The sequence below is a fragment of the Vreelandella sp. GE22 genome (assembly GCF_968212445.1).
The window spans coordinates 2,045,878-2,060,891 of sequence record NZ_OZ309110.1; the positions used below are offsets into that span (position 1 = coordinate 2,045,878).

At 61.8% G+C, this 15,014-nt stretch carries 15 protein-coding genes; 1 reads left to right on the forward strand and 14 read right to left on the reverse strand.

What is annotated here, in order from left to right:
- Both ACWHRL_RS09795 and ACWHRL_RS09800 read right to left on the reverse strand, forming a co-directional pair.
- Nucleotides 1-927 (reverse strand): electron transfer flavoprotein subunit alpha/FixB family protein, encoded by a 927-nt coding sequence (locus ACWHRL_RS09795; RefSeq protein ID WP_447893504.1) that lies wholly within the window; start codon nucleotides 925-927, stop codon nucleotides 1-3.
- A gap of 33 nt (nucleotides 928-960) precedes the next feature.
- Nucleotides 961-1,710: an electron transfer flavoprotein subunit beta/FixA family protein gene (locus tag ACWHRL_RS09800; RefSeq protein ID WP_447893505.1), complete on the reverse strand. Its 750-nt coding sequence runs from the start codon at nucleotides 1,708-1,710 to the stop codon at nucleotides 961-963.
- 429 nt (nucleotides 1,711-2,139) lie between these two features.
- Here ACWHRL_RS09800 and ACWHRL_RS09805 point away from each other — a divergent pair, with 429 nt between their 5' ends.
- Nucleotides 2,140-3,804 carry an electron transfer flavoprotein-ubiquinone oxidoreductase gene (locus ACWHRL_RS09805; RefSeq protein WP_447893506.1) on the forward strand — a complete coding sequence of 555 codons (1,665 nt, stop codon included), beginning with the start codon at nucleotides 2,140-2,142 and terminating at the stop codon, nucleotides 3,802-3,804.
- A gap of 20 nt (nucleotides 3,805-3,824) precedes the next feature.
- On the opposite strand, the gene ACWHRL_RS09810 is transcribed toward ACWHRL_RS09805, so the two are convergent.
- The 12 genes from ACWHRL_RS09810 to fabD all read right to left on the reverse strand — a co-directional run bounded on the left by ACWHRL_RS09810 (nucleotide 3,825) and on the right by fabD (nucleotide 14,966).
- Nucleotides 3,825-6,029, reverse strand: coding sequence for an ATP-dependent helicase (locus ACWHRL_RS09810; protein ID WP_447528973.1), 2,205 nt, complete (start codon nucleotides 6,027-6,029; stop codon nucleotides 3,825-3,827).
- Complete coding sequence (locus ACWHRL_RS09815) at nucleotides 6,026-6,589, reverse strand: DUF1285 domain-containing protein (RefSeq protein WP_447893507.1); 564 nt, start codon at nucleotides 6,587-6,589, stop codon at nucleotides 6,026-6,028. Before ACWHRL_RS09815 ends, ACWHRL_RS09810 begins: the two co-directional genes overlap by 4 nt.
- Before the next feature lie 42 nt (nucleotides 6,590-6,631).
- Nucleotides 6,632-7,462 carry a TatD family hydrolase gene (locus tag ACWHRL_RS09820; RefSeq protein WP_447893508.1) on the reverse strand — a complete coding sequence of 277 codons (831 nt, stop codon included), beginning with the start codon at nucleotides 7,460-7,462 and terminating at the stop codon, nucleotides 6,632-6,634.
- Between the two features lie 49 nt (nucleotides 7,463-7,511).
- On the reverse strand, nucleotides 7,512-7,847 hold the full coding sequence (locus tag ACWHRL_RS09825; RefSeq protein ID WP_447528976.1) for a PilZ domain-containing protein: 336 nt from the start codon (nucleotides 7,845-7,847) through the stop codon (nucleotides 7,512-7,514).
- Nucleotides 7,848-7,902: 55 nt separating this feature from the next.
- The gene (locus ACWHRL_RS09830; RefSeq protein ID WP_447528977.1) at nucleotides 7,903-8,889 is read right to left on the reverse strand and encodes a DNA polymerase III subunit delta'; all 987 of its coding nucleotides are present in this window, start codon (nucleotides 8,887-8,889) and stop codon (nucleotides 7,903-7,905) included.
- Nucleotides 8,880-9,533 (reverse strand): dTMP kinase, encoded by a 654-nt coding sequence (tmk, locus tag ACWHRL_RS09835; protein WP_447893509.1) that lies wholly within the window; start codon nucleotides 9,531-9,533, stop codon nucleotides 8,880-8,882. Before tmk ends, ACWHRL_RS09830 begins: the two co-directional genes overlap by 10 nt.
- 53 nt (nucleotides 9,534-9,586) lie before the next feature.
- On the reverse strand, nucleotides 9,587-10,594 hold the full coding sequence (mltG, locus tag ACWHRL_RS09840; RefSeq protein WP_447893510.1) for an endolytic transglycosylase MltG: 1,008 nt from the start codon (nucleotides 10,592-10,594) through the stop codon (nucleotides 9,587-9,589).
- Nucleotides 10,595-10,612: 18 nt separating this feature from the next.
- Nucleotides 10,613-11,413 (reverse strand): aminodeoxychorismate lyase, encoded by an 801-nt coding sequence (pabC, locus tag ACWHRL_RS09845; RefSeq protein ID WP_447893511.1) that lies wholly within the window; start codon nucleotides 11,411-11,413, stop codon nucleotides 10,613-10,615.
- Between the two features lie 6 nt (nucleotides 11,414-11,419).
- Nucleotides 11,420-12,658, reverse strand: a complete 1,239-nt coding sequence (gene fabF / locus ACWHRL_RS09850) for a beta-ketoacyl-ACP synthase II (RefSeq protein ID WP_447893512.1) — start codon at nucleotides 12,656-12,658, stop codon at nucleotides 11,420-11,422.
- A gap of 190 nt (nucleotides 12,659-12,848) precedes the next feature.
- Nucleotides 12,849-13,082 carry an acyl carrier protein gene (gene acpP, locus ACWHRL_RS09855; protein ID WP_008956801.1) on the reverse strand — a complete coding sequence of 78 codons (234 nt, stop codon included), beginning with the start codon at nucleotides 13,080-13,082 and terminating at the stop codon, nucleotides 12,849-12,851.
- Nucleotides 13,083-13,206: 124 nt separating this feature from the next.
- Complete coding sequence (gene fabG, locus ACWHRL_RS09860; protein ID WP_447893513.1) at nucleotides 13,207-13,959, reverse strand: 3-oxoacyl-ACP reductase FabG; 753 nt, start codon at nucleotides 13,957-13,959, stop codon at nucleotides 13,207-13,209.
- Between the two features lie 44 nt (nucleotides 13,960-14,003).
- Nucleotides 14,004-14,966, reverse strand: a complete 963-nt coding sequence (gene fabD / locus ACWHRL_RS09865) for an ACP S-malonyltransferase (RefSeq protein ID WP_447893514.1) — start codon at nucleotides 14,964-14,966, stop codon at nucleotides 14,004-14,006.
- Nucleotides 14,967-15,014: the final 48 nt, after the last annotated feature.

Below are 15,014 nucleotides of genomic sequence, written 5' to 3' on the forward strand. Positions count from 1 at the left end.
CTAAAGCTTGCTTTCGAGCGCCGGCAAGAGTTCGAATAGATCGCCTACCAGGCCGTAATCGGCGACCTGAAAGATCGGCGCTTCTTCGTCCTTGTTGATCGCAACGATCACTTTTGAATCTTTCATACCGGCCAAGTGCTGAATCGCCCCGGAGATACCCACCGCGATGTACAGATCGGGGGCGACGATTTTGCCGGTCTGGCCCACCTGCATGTCGTTGGGTACATAACCTGCATCCACCGCGGCGCGGGACGCACCGACCGCAGCACCCAGTTTGTCGGCGATGCCGTCGAGCAGTTTGAAGTTCTCGCCGTTACCCATACCGCGCCCGCCGGAGATTACCACCTTGGCGCCACCAAGCTCGGGGCGATCGGACTGGGCCAGTTCTTCGCTGACGAACTGCGACTGGGTATTCTCGACGACAGTCTCCACTGCCTCGATCGCGGCGTTGCCGCCCTCGCTCACCGCGTCGAACGCGGTGGTGCGCACGGTCATGACTTTCAGCGCGTCGTCGCTTTTTACCGTGGCGATGGCGTTGCCGGCGTAGATCGGACGTTTGAACGTATCGGCGCTGTCGACCGCCAGTATCTCGGAGAGCTGGCTGACGTCCTTGAGCGCGGCGACGCGCGGCAGCACGTTTTTACCCGTGGTCGAGGCGCTGGCTAGAATGTGGGTATAGTCGTCGGCGAGGGCGACTAAAAGCGCGCCCAGCGGCTCGGCGAGCTGGTGGGCATAAACGCTGTGGTCGGCCAGGCGCACGCGGCTGACGCCGTCGAGCTTGGCCGCGGCGTCGGCTGCGGCCTGTACGTTTTCACCAGCGACCAGTACGTCGATATCACCGCCGATCTCGCGGGCAGCGGCCACGACGTGGGCAGTTGCGCTGGCGAGCTGGCCTTCGTGCAGCTCGGCAAGTACCAGAATACTCATGGATGACTCCTTAAAAACGGGTGAACGCGGCGGTTAAAGAACCTTGGCTTCGTTTTTGAGCTTATCGATCAGCTCGTCCACCGAGGCCACTTTCACCCCGCCCTTGCGCTCTGCCGGTGTTTCGACCTTGACGAGGCTCACTTTCGATGCCATCTCGACGCCGTAGTCCGCCGGCGTTTTTACATCCAGCGGCTTCTTCTTGGCTTTCATGATGTCGGGGAGCTTGGCGTAGCGCGGCTCGTTCAGCCGCAGGTCCGTGGTCACGATTGCCGGAAGCTTGAGCGCAACGACCTGCAGGCCGCCGTCGATTTCGCGGGTCACGTTGACCTTGTCACCATCCACGACCACCTCGGAGGCGAAGGTGCCCTGGGCCATGTTGGTGAGCGCGGCCAACATCTGGCCAGTCTGGTTGTTATCGGTGTCGATTGCCTGCTTGCCAAGAATCACAAGACCGGGCTGTTCTTCCTCGACCACTTTGGCCAGCAGTTTGGCGACGGCCAGCGACTCGGCGCGCTCGTCGGTTTCGATCTGGATCGCGCGATCAGCGCCCAGCGCCAGCGCCGTGCGCAGCTGCTCCTGAGCGGCCTTGGGGCCGATAGTAACGGCCACGACTTCGGTGGCCACGCCTTTCTCTTTCAAGCGCACCGCTTCTTCCACGGCGATTTCGCAAAAGGGATTCATGGCCATTTTGACGTTAGTGAGATCCACGTCAGAATGGTCCGCCTTCACGCGGATTTTCACGTTGTAATCGATGACGCGTTTCACCGCGACCAATACTTTCATAGTTTCCTCGCTTGGCTTGGGGTAAAAGCCTCGACCTGGACAAGCGTGGCCCGGCGTTGGCATTGCGCGCTATCGGCACGCGTAGGCTAACAGCAGCGCCGAGGCGCCATGATGCGGGCGTTCGGCGAAATTCATTCAAGCGTTTGATAGATCGGCTTCAGATCAATGTGCCACAGCCAGTCAACGCGTCACAATACCCGTCGATCAGCATTTTTGAATAAAAACGGGCTGTCGTCTTCTATTCAGCAAGGCGCCAGGCTTTGCGCCTAAAGCGCCCACAACACCGATAAATACGGGGCGGACCATCGTAGAGGTGACCTGACACGGGTATTATGCCTATCATTGAGTATAACCAGAAGCAAATGACCGTTTAGAATCAAGGCCGTGTTTTCATAAGATACGGGCCTTATGAGAATAAGGAGAGACCAGGTGGAAAACGCAGAGCGCGATGTCATGGAAATGGACATTGTCATCGTTGGTGCGGGGCCGTCAGGATTGGCGGCCGCCTGCCGACTGATGCAGCAAGCCAACGAAGCCGAACAAGAACTAAGCGTATGCGTGGTGGAAAAAGGCTCGGAAGTAGGCGCCCACATTCTATCCGGCGCCGTATTCGAGCCCCGCGCGCTTAACGAGCTTTTCCCCGACTGGCAAGAACGCGGTGCGCCACTCAACACCCCGGCAACCCGGGACGATGTCTACCTTTTGAAGGATAGCGAGAAAGGCTGGAAGCTGCCCCATGCGCTGGTGCCCAAAAGCATGCATAACACCGGCGGCGACCAGACCCGCTACGTGATCAGTGCAGGCAACCTGTGCCGTTGGCTGGCCGAACAGGCCGAGGCGCTGGGCGTTGAGATATTCCCGGGCTTCGCCGCCCAAGAGGTGATCATCGAAGACGGCGCAGTGCGCGGCATCGTGGTCGGCGACATGGGGGTGGCCGCGGACGGTACGCCCAAGGATGGCCACATGCCGGGCATGGAGCTTCGCGCCAAATACACCCTTTTCGCCGAGGGCTCCCGCGGGCATTTGGGTAAGCGCCTGATCGAGGAGTTCTCGCTGGACGAAGGGCGCGACCCGCAGCACTACGGTATCGGCTTGAAGGAGCTTTGGGACGTACCCGCCGAGCAGCACGAGCCAGGTCTTGTCCTGCACGGCTCCGGCTGGCCGCTGGACAATTCGACCCAGGGCGGCTGGTTTCTTTACCACGCCGAAAACCAGCAAGTGGTCGTTGGGCTGATCATGGACCTGGCCTACCAGAACCCCTGGCTTTCGCCCTTCGATGAATTCCAGCGCATGAAGCACCACCCCACGCTTTCCCAGTACCTGAAAGACGGCAAGCGCGTGGCCTACGGCGCTCGGGCGATCACCAAAGGGGGCTTCAACTGCCTGCCCCGCATGACCTTCCCCGGCGGGCTTTTGATCGGCTGCGATGCGGGCACGCTCAATTTCGCCAAGATCAAGGGCATCCACACCGCCATGAAGTCAGGTCTGGTGGCCGCTGAAAGCGTTTTCGAGGCGGTCAAGGCGGGCGACGAAGGCGCCAATGAGCTGACCGGCTTCAACGACCGGTGGGAAGCGAGCTGGGCGTATGAAGAGCTCAAGGCGAACGCGAGCTTTGGCCCGGCGATGCACAAATACGGCAACGTCGGTGGCGGCGCGTTCAACTTCGTCAACCAGCTGGTCGGCAACAAGCTGCCGATCCTGCGCGACACGGTGACCGACCACGGCGCGCTCAAGCCGGCGGCGGAGTTCGAAAAGATCGACTACCCCAAACCCGACGGCAAGCTCTCCTTCGATAAATCTTCGTCGGTGTTTTTATCCAACACCAACCACGAAGAGGATCAGCCCTGCCACCTGAAACTTACCGACCCTTCGATTCCCATCGAGCACAACCTGCCCAAATACGCCGAGCCCGCGCAGCGCTACTGTCCGGCAGGGGTATACGAAGTAGTGGAAGACGAGGCGGGCCAGCCGCGTTTTCAGATCAACTTCCAAAACTGCGTGCACTGCAAGACCTGCGATATCAAGGACCCGGCTCAGAACATCACCTGGGTGGCACCGGAAGGCGGCGGCGGGCCCAACTACCCCAATATGTAAGCGTGATGCGGCCGGCCCGGTCAGGCCGGCCCAACGGGGTCGAGGGAGGTAATCGGCGCGCGCCGGGCAATCAAACGGCGCCGCCCGGCCTGAACGAAGCGCACATCGATCACCGGATCGCCTGGACTCCCCTCCACGGCGGCGACCTCACCTTCACCGAACACCTCGTGGCGCAGCTTCTGCCCGGGGTAGAACTCGGCCAGGGTTTGATAAGCGCCTTTCGACTCGTTGACCTCGGCGCAGGCCAACGTAATATCCTCACGCCCCAGGCGCTTCAAGTAGCGCTCGATGAGCGCTTTGGCGCTCACCTGAAGCGGCATTTCCGGGGCGTTTCCATGATCGAGCGCCTGGGCGATGCGCACGCTGTCCGACCAGCTACTCTCCCCAATGAAGCGGCTCGGGCGGTGGGCGCCGCCATCATGAAGGATCAAAAGCTGCTGCTGAGCCCGGGTGATCGCCACGTAGAAAAGCCGCCGCTCCTCCTCGAGGCGCTCGTCGCTTAGCGGGTTATCGCGGCTGTAGTGCGGAAAATCCTCTTCGTTGACCCCGGCCACGGCCACCAGCGGCCATTCGAGCCCCTTGGCGCCGTGTACGGTGCTGATCAAAACCCCGCCTGCCTGGTTCTCCACCGGGCGCTCGAGCAGCTCGATAAAGGCATCCGGATCGTTGACACTTTCCGCCTGTTCGATCAGCACGTCGAGCAGACGCACGTCCTCCTCGCCCTTGTCACGACGCGCGGCGGCCCGCTTGAGCGTCTTTTCCGCCTCGATGGTGGTCACCACGTGTTGTAAAAGCTTCGCCGGGGGCCAGGCACTAAGGCGCGGCAGCTCACAAAGAAGCTCCCAACGCTTTTTGAGCGTGCGCCGCTGAATCGGCTTGAGCGATGCGATGATCGGGTCGCTGCGCTCGGGAAAGGTTTGGGTGGCCGCTAGCTGGTGCGCCAGCTGGCTTAGCCGCTCGCGGGCCACGAAAGGCGTAGGCTGGGCCAAAAGCAAGAGCAGTTGGGCCGGGTCGTGCAAAAGCGCCGGACGGCGCGCGAGTTTCAGATAGCCCGCCAGCGCCTGCACCAGGGGCAGGCGAAACACGAAACGGTCCTCGCGCAGCAGCCGGAAAGGAATACCTGCCTGCAAAAGCGCCAGCTGAAACGGCACCGACAGCGCCCAACTGCGCACCAGCAGGCTCGCCTCGTCGAAACGCCGCCCCTTCGCCTGCCAGTCGCTCAGCGCGTCGAGTAAAAGCCGCGTGCCCTGGCCTGCGTGAATATGGGTCGCCGCGCTTGCCGGGGCGGCCAGACAGAGCTGGTCGGGCCGGCGAACGTTGTTCATGATGGCGTGATTGGCGGCCAGCGCCAGCGCGTGGCCATGGCGAAAGGTGGTCGATAGTGGATAGTCGGCGGCGCGGCCGAAGGTGGCGGTGAAGTTTTCGAGCATGGTGTCCGGCCGCGCCCCGCGCCACTCGTAGATACACTGGTTGGCATCGCCCACCGCCATCACGCTCGCCGACGGCCCGGCCAGCACCTTCAAAAGGCGCTGCTGAGCGGTATTGATATCCTGGTACTCGTCGATGATGACGTGATCGAGAAACCCTTCGACGCGGCCTCTAAGCGAGGCGTCCGCCTCCAGCGCGCGAAGCGGCCGGTAGAGCAGATCGGCGTAGGTCATCAGGGCGTGACTTTCCAAAAGCCGCTCTGCCTCGTGAAAAGCGTCGGGAAAGTAGTCGCTCTCGTCGTCGAGATTCAGCCGCTCGAAGAGCGCCTCCGGCGTGCACATATCGGCTTTGACCAGCCCGCAGAAGTGGGCCAGGGTTTCCAGGCGGTCCGCGTCCAGGGCCGTATCGCGGCGCTCGGCCTGGTCGGCCAGTACGTTCAAGCTCGCCTGGCGCAGCAGCCGCTCTAGCTGCCAGTCCGCAGAGAGCAGCTGTCGCGAGGCAAGCGCCCCCCAGCGGCAAAGGCTTTGGGTCAGCCGGTGGCCCAGCGAATGAAAGGTGCGCACATCGGGTAGCGGCTGCCCTTTAGGGGCCATGCTCGCCAGACGGCGCTGAAAGTCCTCCCGGGCGGAGCGGTTGAACATCAGCACCAGTATCCGTTTGGGCGCCACCCCGTTTTCGAGTAGCTGCAGCACCCGCGCCGCCATGGTGGTGGTCTTACCCGCACCGGCCACCGCGGCGACGCGCGCATGACCGTTTACGTGGCCAACGACCGCGTGCTGTTCCGGGGTTAACTTCACGGCGTCTCGCTATCGGTACTTGAAGCGCTGTCCAGCTCGCCCAAGGGGTAGTACTGACCGGCGCTCTCCAGGCAAAGCCGCTGCCCCGCTGCGCTCTCCTCGAGGAGGGCCTGGTCGATCAACCGGTAGAACACGTTGCGATGAAGCCGCGCGGTCAGACCAAAGCGAATGGCGACTTCCGGCATCCAGTCGCCATTCGGCGCGGCACTCAAGGTCATGGGGTGCACGTCGTCCAGGCGGACGACGTCGTCGAACTGGGTGGTGAACCACCAGGCGCCCTCTTTGAAATCCGCCTCGACGATGACGAAGGGGCAGTCTTCAACGGTGACCCGCCAGCGCTCGACCGGGGTCACCAGGCAAATACCGGCCTCATCCCGGCGCAGCAGGCGCGCCAGCAGGTGCGGGATCTCCGGGCGCGCAAAGCCGGTGCCTTCGTGGCGCCAGCTGCCGTCGGCTTGAATGACGATATCGATATCGCCGGAAAGCGCGGGCTGCCACTGATCCACCGGCGGAATATTCGCAGTAGCGGGCTGATGTTTGAGCAGTCGATCGATATTCATGGCGTCCTCAACCGCATGGTGTAAGCGTGACTCGAGTATGGTTCAAACCAGGCCGGATTGCGCTAGCGCCTGTTGGACATGGGCCGGAGCGTCGGGCACGGCGCCGCGAAAGAGCCGGTAAAAGTTGGCCGTGGTTTGCATGGCGACCTCGTCGACGCTGATGCCGCGCTCTGCGGCGATGCACTCGGCGACTTCCACCACCCAGGCGGGCTCGTTGGCCTTACCGCGGTGAGGTACGGGGGCCAAATAGGGGCTATCGGTTTCGATCAACAGCCGGTCCAGCGGCAGCGCCCGGGCAAGCTCTTTGAGCGAGGCAGCGCTTGCAAAGGTAATGATGCCTGACAGCGAAATATAAAACCCCAGCCGTATCGCTTCGCGGGCCATGTCGATATCTTCGGTAAAGCAGTGCAGTACGCCGGCCACACTTGGGTCGGTGTGAGCACGAAGCAGCGCCAGCGTATCCTCTTTGGCCTCGCGGGTATGCACCACCACGGGAAGTTCGAGCTCGGTAGCGGCGATCAGGTGGCGCTTGAAGCGCTCGTGCTGCACCTCGACACCGACACTTTCGCGGTAGTGGTAATCGAGTCCGGTTTCGCCGATGGCCACGACGCCGTACTGCTCGGCGGCCTCCTTGATATCCTCGACACTCGGCTCGACCTCGACGCTTGCCAGCGGGTGAAGCCCCGCGGAGATCGCCACGTCCTGGTGTTTGCGCGAAAGCGCAGCCAGCCCGGGCATATCGTCGAGAGTCACCGCAATGGCCAAAAACTGATTGACGCGTGCCGCGCGCGCCGCATCGAGCGCGGCATCGACGTCGCCGCCGTGGGTACTTTCCGAGAGACGGTCCAGGTGGCAGTGCGAATCAACAAACATTCGGGCCTCGATAAACAGTGGAGCAGATAAAAGCGATAGAAAGGCGTGGCTAGAGGGTAAACGAAGCCGGCGCGCTATCCAGCTGGCCGGCCAATAACGTTTCGATCTTGTCGCGCACCGGGTAGTCCTGATGGCTAAAGTGGACCCCGATGCCCGCCATGCGACGCCCGCTGATGCCGGCCGGCGAAACCCATACGACGTTTCCGGTCACGCTGAGCCGTTCGCTTTCACCGGGCAGGGTTATCAGCAGATGCACCACCTGGCCGAGGCTATAGAACGTCTCGACGGGCACGAATATGCCGCCTCGCTCTAAATAAGGCATGTAGGCCGATAGCAGCGTGGGAATATCCGGCACCGTTAGCGAAAGCGCTTTTTGAGCGGTCATCGATACCTCCTGGACAGTGGGCGGCGGTAGAGACGGGTAGCGGCTCGGCTCCTGGTCAGGAGCGTAAAAGCGCCGACCAGCGTACCAGCCAGGCTTCGAGCACCAGCTGCGGGTTGGGGTTGGCGCCGACAAAAAGGAGCCGACGTTGTTCCCGCGCGTAGTCCAGAAGCCTAAACCAGTCCTGAACACGGGCGTTTTTCACCGCCTGGCGATAAAGAGGTTCCAAATCCGGGTTATGAAGCGCCGTGGTTTGCCCGGTCAGCCCCAGCCGAATCAGGTCTTCGAGCCAGGCGATACCGTACCATAGAATGGCGTCGATCGCCTGACGATCGAGCCTGGCCGCTTCGGAAACCGGCTCGGCGCCGCGCACCAGCTGCTCGAAGCTGTCGTGGATCTGGTGGCGCAGCGCGCGCTCGTCCGGGGCGGCAAGTTCCACGGCCAAAAGCGGCAGACCGCCGGAGACCTGCCACCAAAAATGTGCCTCTTCACTGCCCAACTGCTCGGTCAGCCAGCCCTGGCAGCGCTCAAAGGCCACATTGGGTAGCGACCACTGCTGGCAGCGCGAACGGATCGTCGGCAGCATCCGCGACGGCACGTCCGACAGCAAAATGAACAGCGTTCTTTCGCCGGGCTCTTCGAGGCTTTTGAGCAGCGCGTTGGCGGCGGCGCTGTTCATGGCCTCCGCCGGGCTGATCACGATCACTCGATAGCCGCCCTGCTGAGCGGTCTGGTGAACGAAGCGGTTGACCTCGCGAATCGGATCGATACGGATTTGGCGCTTGCCTTCATCGAGCGCAATACGCATCAAATCCGGGTGGTAGCCCGAGGCCAGCATACTGCAGCTGTGGCAGTGCCCACACGCCTGGCCGTTTTCGGGGTGCGCACAGAGCGTGCGCGCGACCAGTGCCTCGGCCAGCTGCTGCTTGCCGACCCCGTGAGCGCCGCTTAAAAGAAGCGCATGGGGCATGCGCCCCTCCTCGGCCAGCCGGGTGAACTGCTGCCATACCTCGCCATGCCAGGGAAGCAGATCCGCTAGTGCCATGGTAGCACCCGTTCGGTCAGCGCGTTTTCAAGCGCGGCCTGGACCTTTTCGAGCGGCTGTTCCGCATCGATCACCGCAAAGCGTTCGGGGCTGGCATCGGCGCGGGCCCGGTAGGCACTTCGTACCGCGCTGAAAAAGTCCGCCTGCTCCTGCTCGAAGCGGTCGCGCTGGGTATTTTCAGCGCGCAGCCGCCCCTCGAGGCGATCCTTGGCCGCCTGGGGGGACATATCCAGCAGCAGGGTCAAATCCGGCGCTAGCCCTTTTTGGACGAACTGCTCGAGGATTTCGATACGCTGGACATCGATGCCGCGCCCACCGCCCTGGTAGGCAAAGGTGGCATCGGTGAACCGGTCGCAGACCACCCAGGCCCCGCGCTTAAGCGCCGGAATTATTTTCTCGGCCAGGTGCTGGGCCCGAGCGGCGAACATGAGCAGAAGCTCCGCGTCGGTGTGCAGCGGCTCGTCGAATGTGGTGGCCAGCAGTAGCGCGCGGATCGATTCGGCAACCGGTGTGCCACCGGGTTCACGCGTGCAGACCACTTCGAGCCCCTGCGCCTCGAGCCAGGCGGCCACAAACGCGACGTTGGTGGACTTGCCCACTCCCTCGCCCCCTTCCAGGGTAATAAAGCGCCCGCGCTCGGTCATTGAAACCTCATAAAATAGCTTTCCAGCGCCGGGGCTTGCCCGGCGCCCTCTCGTTACTGGTTGCGAATATAGCGGTTGACGGCGTTGTTGTGCTCTCTGAGCGTGCGCGAGAAATGGTGCGTGCCGTCGCCTTTCGATACGAAATAGAGCGTTTCGCCGGGCAGCGGGTTCACCGCCGCCTCCAAAGAAGCCGCACCGGGCATGGCAATCGGTGTGGGGGGCATGCCGTCGATCACGTAAGTGTTGTAGGGGGTGGCTTCGCGCAAATCCGCCCGGGTAATACGCCCTTCGTAGCGCTCGCCCATGCCATAAATCACCGTCGGATCGGTTTGCAGGCGCATCCCCTGCTCCATGCGCCGCTTGAACACCCCAGCGATTTCGCGGCGCTCTTCCGGCGCACCGGTTTCGCGCTCGATGAGCGAGGCCATGATCAAGGCCTCATAGGGCGTATCGATCGTCAGATCGTCGTCGCGGTTTTGCCAGGCCTCATCGAGCATTCGCTCCATACGCTCGATCGACTGGCGCAGAATGTCCACGTCGCTCATGCCCAAGTGGTAGCGGTAGGTATCCGGAAAAAACCAGCCCTCGGGGTAGGTACCTTCCCTCTCCAAAACCTCCATGACCTCCGCATCGCTCAGCCCGCTGGTTTCGTGGGCGAGCTTTTCGGCACTATCGAGGCGCGCGCGCATCTGAGCAAACGTCCACCCCTCGGGAACGGTAAGCCGATAGGTAACCACGTTACTGCTTCCCAAAAGCTCCATGACCTCCATCGCGCTCATATCCGGCGTGATGCGATACTCACCCACCCGCAGCCTGGGTATGCGCTCCGGCGATACCCGGGCCAATAGCCGGAATGCCCAGGTGTCATCGACGACGCCTTGCTCGTCGAGCTCGCGAAGGGCCTGGTTGAACCCCGCCCCCGGTGGTACGTAGTAGAGCGTAGGCTCATCGAGTGCCACCGGCGCATTGAGGCGGCTTTGCCAGTACACGTAGCCACCGGCCAACACGGCAGCGGCCAGCACCACCAGAACCAAACCTGCGGTCAGTAACCGTTTCACCATGTTACTCAAAGCCTCGTATCAAAAAGATTCAGGGTAGCCCAACAGGCGGTGCGCCTGGCGTTGAAGAGAAGCATCGCCTCCCCGCCAGGTATTGAGCACCTCGCCCCGGCTATCGAGCAGGGTGCGTACCGACCAAACGCCCTGAACGGAGTTACCCACCCAAAGCCCTTCGACGTTTGCAAGCGCGCAAACGTCGAGCTCGCCCTCGAGCACCGCGCCTCGTTCGACGAGCGCTTCACGCAGCGTACCGGCCACCCCACAACGCTCGAGCCCTGGGGTGTAAAAGCGCTTTTGGTCGGACCAAAAAACGTTCATGCTGATCGCCTCGATCACGCGCCCGTCCGTGTCGGCCAGAAGGCCCTCATGAATATCCGGGGACTCCCACTCCTGGCGCGCGAGCACGTTCTCGAGGCGATTCAAGTGTTTGATTCCCGCCAGGCGGGGCTGGTGCCCCAAACGGAGATCGCAAAGGCGCACGCATACACCCTCGCGCCAGCGCTCTACCGGGGCCGTAAACGGTCGGCGGCTTAGCAAGAGCCTCGGTTCGGGTGGAAGCGGCGCTTTGTACCCTTGGCCACCGCTGCCCCGGGTCAGCACGAGTTTGAGCACTTCAAGCTCGCTATCCGGGGCGCGGGTAAAGCTTGCCTCTAGATCCGAAAGCGCTGGCATGGGAATTTGCAGGCGCTCACAGCCGCGGGCCAGCCGCTTTACGTGGTAAGACCACAAAAGCGGCTGGCCCGCACGCATTAGCACCGTCTCGAACAGCCCATCACCATAAGCGAGCCCACGGTCGTCAACGGGCACCTGGGTGGCGGACATGAACGCTTACACCCGCGTAAACAGCAGCGAGCCGTTGGTGCCGCCAAACCCGAAGGAGTTGGAGAGCGTGGTGTCGATGCGCATCTCGCGCGCCGTGTGGGGCACGTAGTCGAGATCACAGCCTGGCTGAGGGTTATCCAGATTGATGGTGGGCGGTGCGATCTGGTCACGAATCGCCAGAATGCAGAATACCGCTTCTACCGCGCCGGCCGCCCCCAGCAGGTGGCCAATCATCGACTTGGTCGAACTGACCGCCACGTTTTTCGCAGCGCTTCCGATCACGCGCTCGATGGCCCGGCTTTCAGCCAGGTCGCCGGCCGCGGTCGACGTACCGTGGGCGTTGATGTAGTCCACCTTCTCCGGGTCGATGGCAGCATCCTTGATGGCGTTGCTCATGGCAAGCGCCGCGCCACGGCCGTCTTCCGGCGGAGCGGTCATGTGATAGGCGTCATCGCTCATGCCAAAGCCCGAGAGCTCGGCGTAGATGTGCGCCCCGCGCGCCTTGGCGTGCTCGTACTCTTCGAGCACCAGCACACCGGCGCCATCGGAGAGCACGAAACCGTCGCGATCCGCATCCCAGGGGCGGCTAGCCGCTTGGGGGTCGTCGTTGCGCGTAGAAAGCGCCCGCGCCGCGGAGAAACCGCCAAGCCCCAGCGGCGTCGTGGCCATCTCGGCGCCGCCGCACACCATGACGTCGGCATCCCCGTAAGCAATGGTCCGCGCGCTATAACCAATGTTGTGGGTACCGCTGGTACACGCCGTGGTGATCGCAATGTTCGGCCCCTTGAAGCCGTGCTGGATCGCCATGTTGCCCGATATCATGTTGATGATGGAGCCCGGTACGAAAAACGGCGAAACTCGCCGCGCCCCGCCCTTGTTGAGCGCATTGTGGTTCTGCTCGATCATTGGCAAACCGCCGATACCCGAACCGATAGCCACGCCGATGCGCGCGGCGTTCTCGTCGGTGCACTCGATACCGGCATCGGTGATGGCCTGACTACCCGCGGCCATGCCGTACTGGATGAACAGGTCCATCTTGCGGGCGTCCTTGGGATTGAGATACCCGCTGATATCGAAATCCTTGACCGAGCCCCCAAAGCGCGTATTGAAGCTGCTGGCATCAAAATGCTCGATCGGCGCTATGCCGCTTTTACCCGCTACGATGTTGGCCCACGACTGTTCGACCGTATTGCCGACCGGTGTCACCAGGCCCAACCCGGTGACTACTACCCTTCTTCGCGCCATCAGCTCTCCTCCCGGCATCCTTGGTACAAGACCCTTAACGGCCATTGCTGAAAAATTTTGCCTAGTATAACGGAGATTGTGGGGTGAATTCACTCAACCTCCGACACAAAAAAAGCCGCCCTGAGCCAGGGCGGCTTTTTTCACGCCGGGTAGTCACCGACTACCCGAAGCTCCTGCGTCGACCAAACCCTTACTGATGGGCGTTGACGTAGTCGATGGCCTCTTGAACCGTCGTGATCTTTTCGGCTTCTTCGTCAGGGATTTCGGTGTCGAATTCCTCTTCCAGCGCCATTACCAGCTCAACGGTGTCAAGCGAGTCAGCACCCAGGTCTTCAGTAAAAGAAGAGCTGTTCTGGATGTCCTCTTCTTTCACGTTCAGGCGCTCAGCCACAACTTTTTTAACGCGCTCTTCAATAGTACTCATCAACGTACTCCAGTCATTCACAGTTAGCCGTATTGATAACCAGCTAGATAGGAAACCGCAAGCAAAAAGCTGCGGGGTAGTTTATAGACGCCCCGGGGCCGACGCAACCGCCAACCCCAAGCCATCAACGCATATTCATGCCGCCGTTGACATGCAGTGTCTCGCCGGTAATGTAGCCGGCGGCATCACTTGTCAAAAAGCCGACGGCGGCGGCAATTTCCTCGGGCCCGCCCAAACGTGCTAAAGGTATCTGCTTTAACAGCGCCTCGTGCTGCGCTTCGGGCAGCGACTCGGTCATATCGGTGGCGATAAAGCCCGGAGCAACGCTGTTTACGGTAATCGCCCGCGAGGCGACTTCGCGTGCCAGCGCCCGGCTAAAGCCTTCCATGCCTGCTTTGGCAGCAGCATAGTTGGTCTGGCCCAGATTGCCCATAGTGGCCACCACCGAGCTGATCGATACGATACGCCCAAAGCGTGCCTTTGTCATACCGCGAAGGCAAGCTTTACTTACACGATAAACGGATTTCAGGTTGGCATCCATGACCGCGTCCCACTCGTCCTCTTTCATACGCATCAAGAGGTTATCACGGGTGATACCGGCATTGTTGACCAAAATGGTAGGCGCGTCGAAGCGCTCGTTGATCGCTTTCAATACCTGGTCGATGCTGGCCTGATCGGTAACATCCAGACACAAGCCAGCGCCATCGATACCCTGTTCTTTCAAATCGTCGTCGATTTTTTGGGCGCCGGCTTCGCTGGTGGCGGTGCCGATCACGATTCGCCCCTGGCGGCCGAGCTCGTGGGCGATGGCACGACCGATGCCCCGGCTGGCGCCGGTGACCAGCGCAACTTTACGTTCCTGATGTTCCTCGGTCATAACGCTTTGCCTTTAACCATTTAAGAGTTTGTGCAGTGTAGCGCTTAGGCGCTGCTGTCGGCCAATGCTTCGCGAGCAAGCTCGAGCGCCTGGTCCAGCGAGTCCGGGTCGTTCACTGCAAGCCCTTTGCTTGCGCGCACGATACGCTTGTTGAGCCCGGTCAGTACCTTACCCGGCCCGCACTCGATGAATACGCTCGCGCCCTGCCTGGCCATCGCCTCTACACAGGTGGACCAACGCACCGGCTGATAGAGCTGCTCGATCAACCGAGTGCGCAGCGTTTCGACATCGGAGTGCGCCAGACCGTCAACATTTTGAACCACGGTGTAGCGCGGCGTGCGAAATTCGATCTCTTTCATGTAATCACTTAGCCGCTCGGCGGCCGGGCGCATCAATGCACAGTGCGAGGGCACCGACACGGGTAATGCCATCGCCCGCTTGGCACCGGCTTCCTGACAAGCCACGATGGCGCGTTCAACGGCCCCCTTGTTGCCGGCGATCACCACCTGACCGGGCGAATTGTAGTTCACCGCGGAGACGACCTCGTTGCGAGCCACGCTCTCACACGCTGCCTCGACGGCGCTGTCATCGAGGCCCAAAATGGCCGCCATGCCGCCTTCCCCTTCGGGCACGGCTTCCTGCATGGCTTCGCCGCGCATGCGCACCAGGCGCACGCCTTCGGCAAATCCCATCACCCCGGCGCAGACCATGGCGCTGTACTCGCCCAGGCTATGGCCGGCCATGATGCCAGGACGCGGGCCTTCGAGCTCTTGCCACACGCGCCAGATTGCCACGCTCGAGGTCAAAAGCGCCGGCTGAGTGCATGCCGTTTTATTGAGCGCCTCTTCCGGGCCATCCTGGACGATTTTCCATAGATCGAAACCCAAAGCGTCTGACGCTTCCTCAAATGTCGTTCCCACCACGCTATAGCGCTCGGCCAGTTCGCGCAGCATGCCAAGCTGCTGTGAACCCTGACCGGGAAAAACGAGGGCAAGGGGTTGAGACATGTCGTTCACCTTTGCTCTAGTAGGCATTTGCTCATCCGAGCGTATGGG

Bases quoted from the DNA above. Each gene is read 5' to 3' on its own strand.
- ACWHRL_RS09795 (WP_447893504.1), bottom strand. From the start codon at position 927: ATGAGTATTCTGGTACTTGCCGAGCTGCACGAAGGCCAGCTCGCCAGC.
- ACWHRL_RS09800 (WP_447893505.1), bottom strand. From the start codon at position 1,710: ATGAAAGTATTGGTCGCGGTGAAACGCGTCATCGATTACAACGTGAAA.
- ACWHRL_RS09815 (WP_447893507.1), bottom strand. From the start codon at position 6,589: ATGAATATCGATCGACTGCTCAAACATCAGCCCGCTACTGCGAATATT.
- ACWHRL_RS09820 (WP_447893508.1), bottom strand. From the start codon at position 7,462: ATGTTTGTTGATTCGCACTGCCACCTGGACCGTCTCTCGGAAAGTACC.
- ACWHRL_RS09825 (WP_447528976.1), bottom strand. From the start codon at position 7,847: ATGACCGCTCAAAAAGCGCTTTCGCTAACGGTGCCGGATATTCCCACG.
- ACWHRL_RS09830 (WP_447528977.1), bottom strand. From the start codon at position 8,889: ATGGCACTAGCGGATCTGCTTCCCTGGCATGGCGAGGTATGGCAGCAG.
- tmk (WP_447893509.1), bottom strand. From the start codon at position 9,533: ATGACCGAGCGCGGGCGCTTTATTACCCTGGAAGGGGGCGAGGGAGTG.
- mltG (WP_447893510.1), bottom strand. From the start codon at position 10,594: ATGGTGAAACGGTTACTGACCGCAGGTTTGGTTCTGGTGGTGCTGGCC.
- pabC (WP_447893511.1), bottom strand. From the start codon at position 11,413: ATGTCCGCCACCCAGGTGCCCGTTGACGACCGTGGGCTCGCTTATGGT.
- fabF (WP_447893512.1), bottom strand. From the start codon at position 12,658: ATGGCGCGAAGAAGGGTAGTAGTCACCGGGTTGGGCCTGGTGACACCG.
- acpP (WP_008956801.1), bottom strand. From the start codon at position 13,082: ATGAGTACTATTGAAGAGCGCGTTAAAAAAGTTGTGGCTGAGCGCCTG.
- fabG (WP_447893513.1), bottom strand. From the start codon at position 13,959: ATGACCGAGGAACATCAGGAACGTAAAGTTGCGCTGGTCACCGGCGCC.
- fabD (WP_447893514.1), bottom strand. From the start codon at position 14,966: ATGTCTCAACCCCTTGCCCTCGTTTTTCCCGGTCAGGGTTCACAGCAG.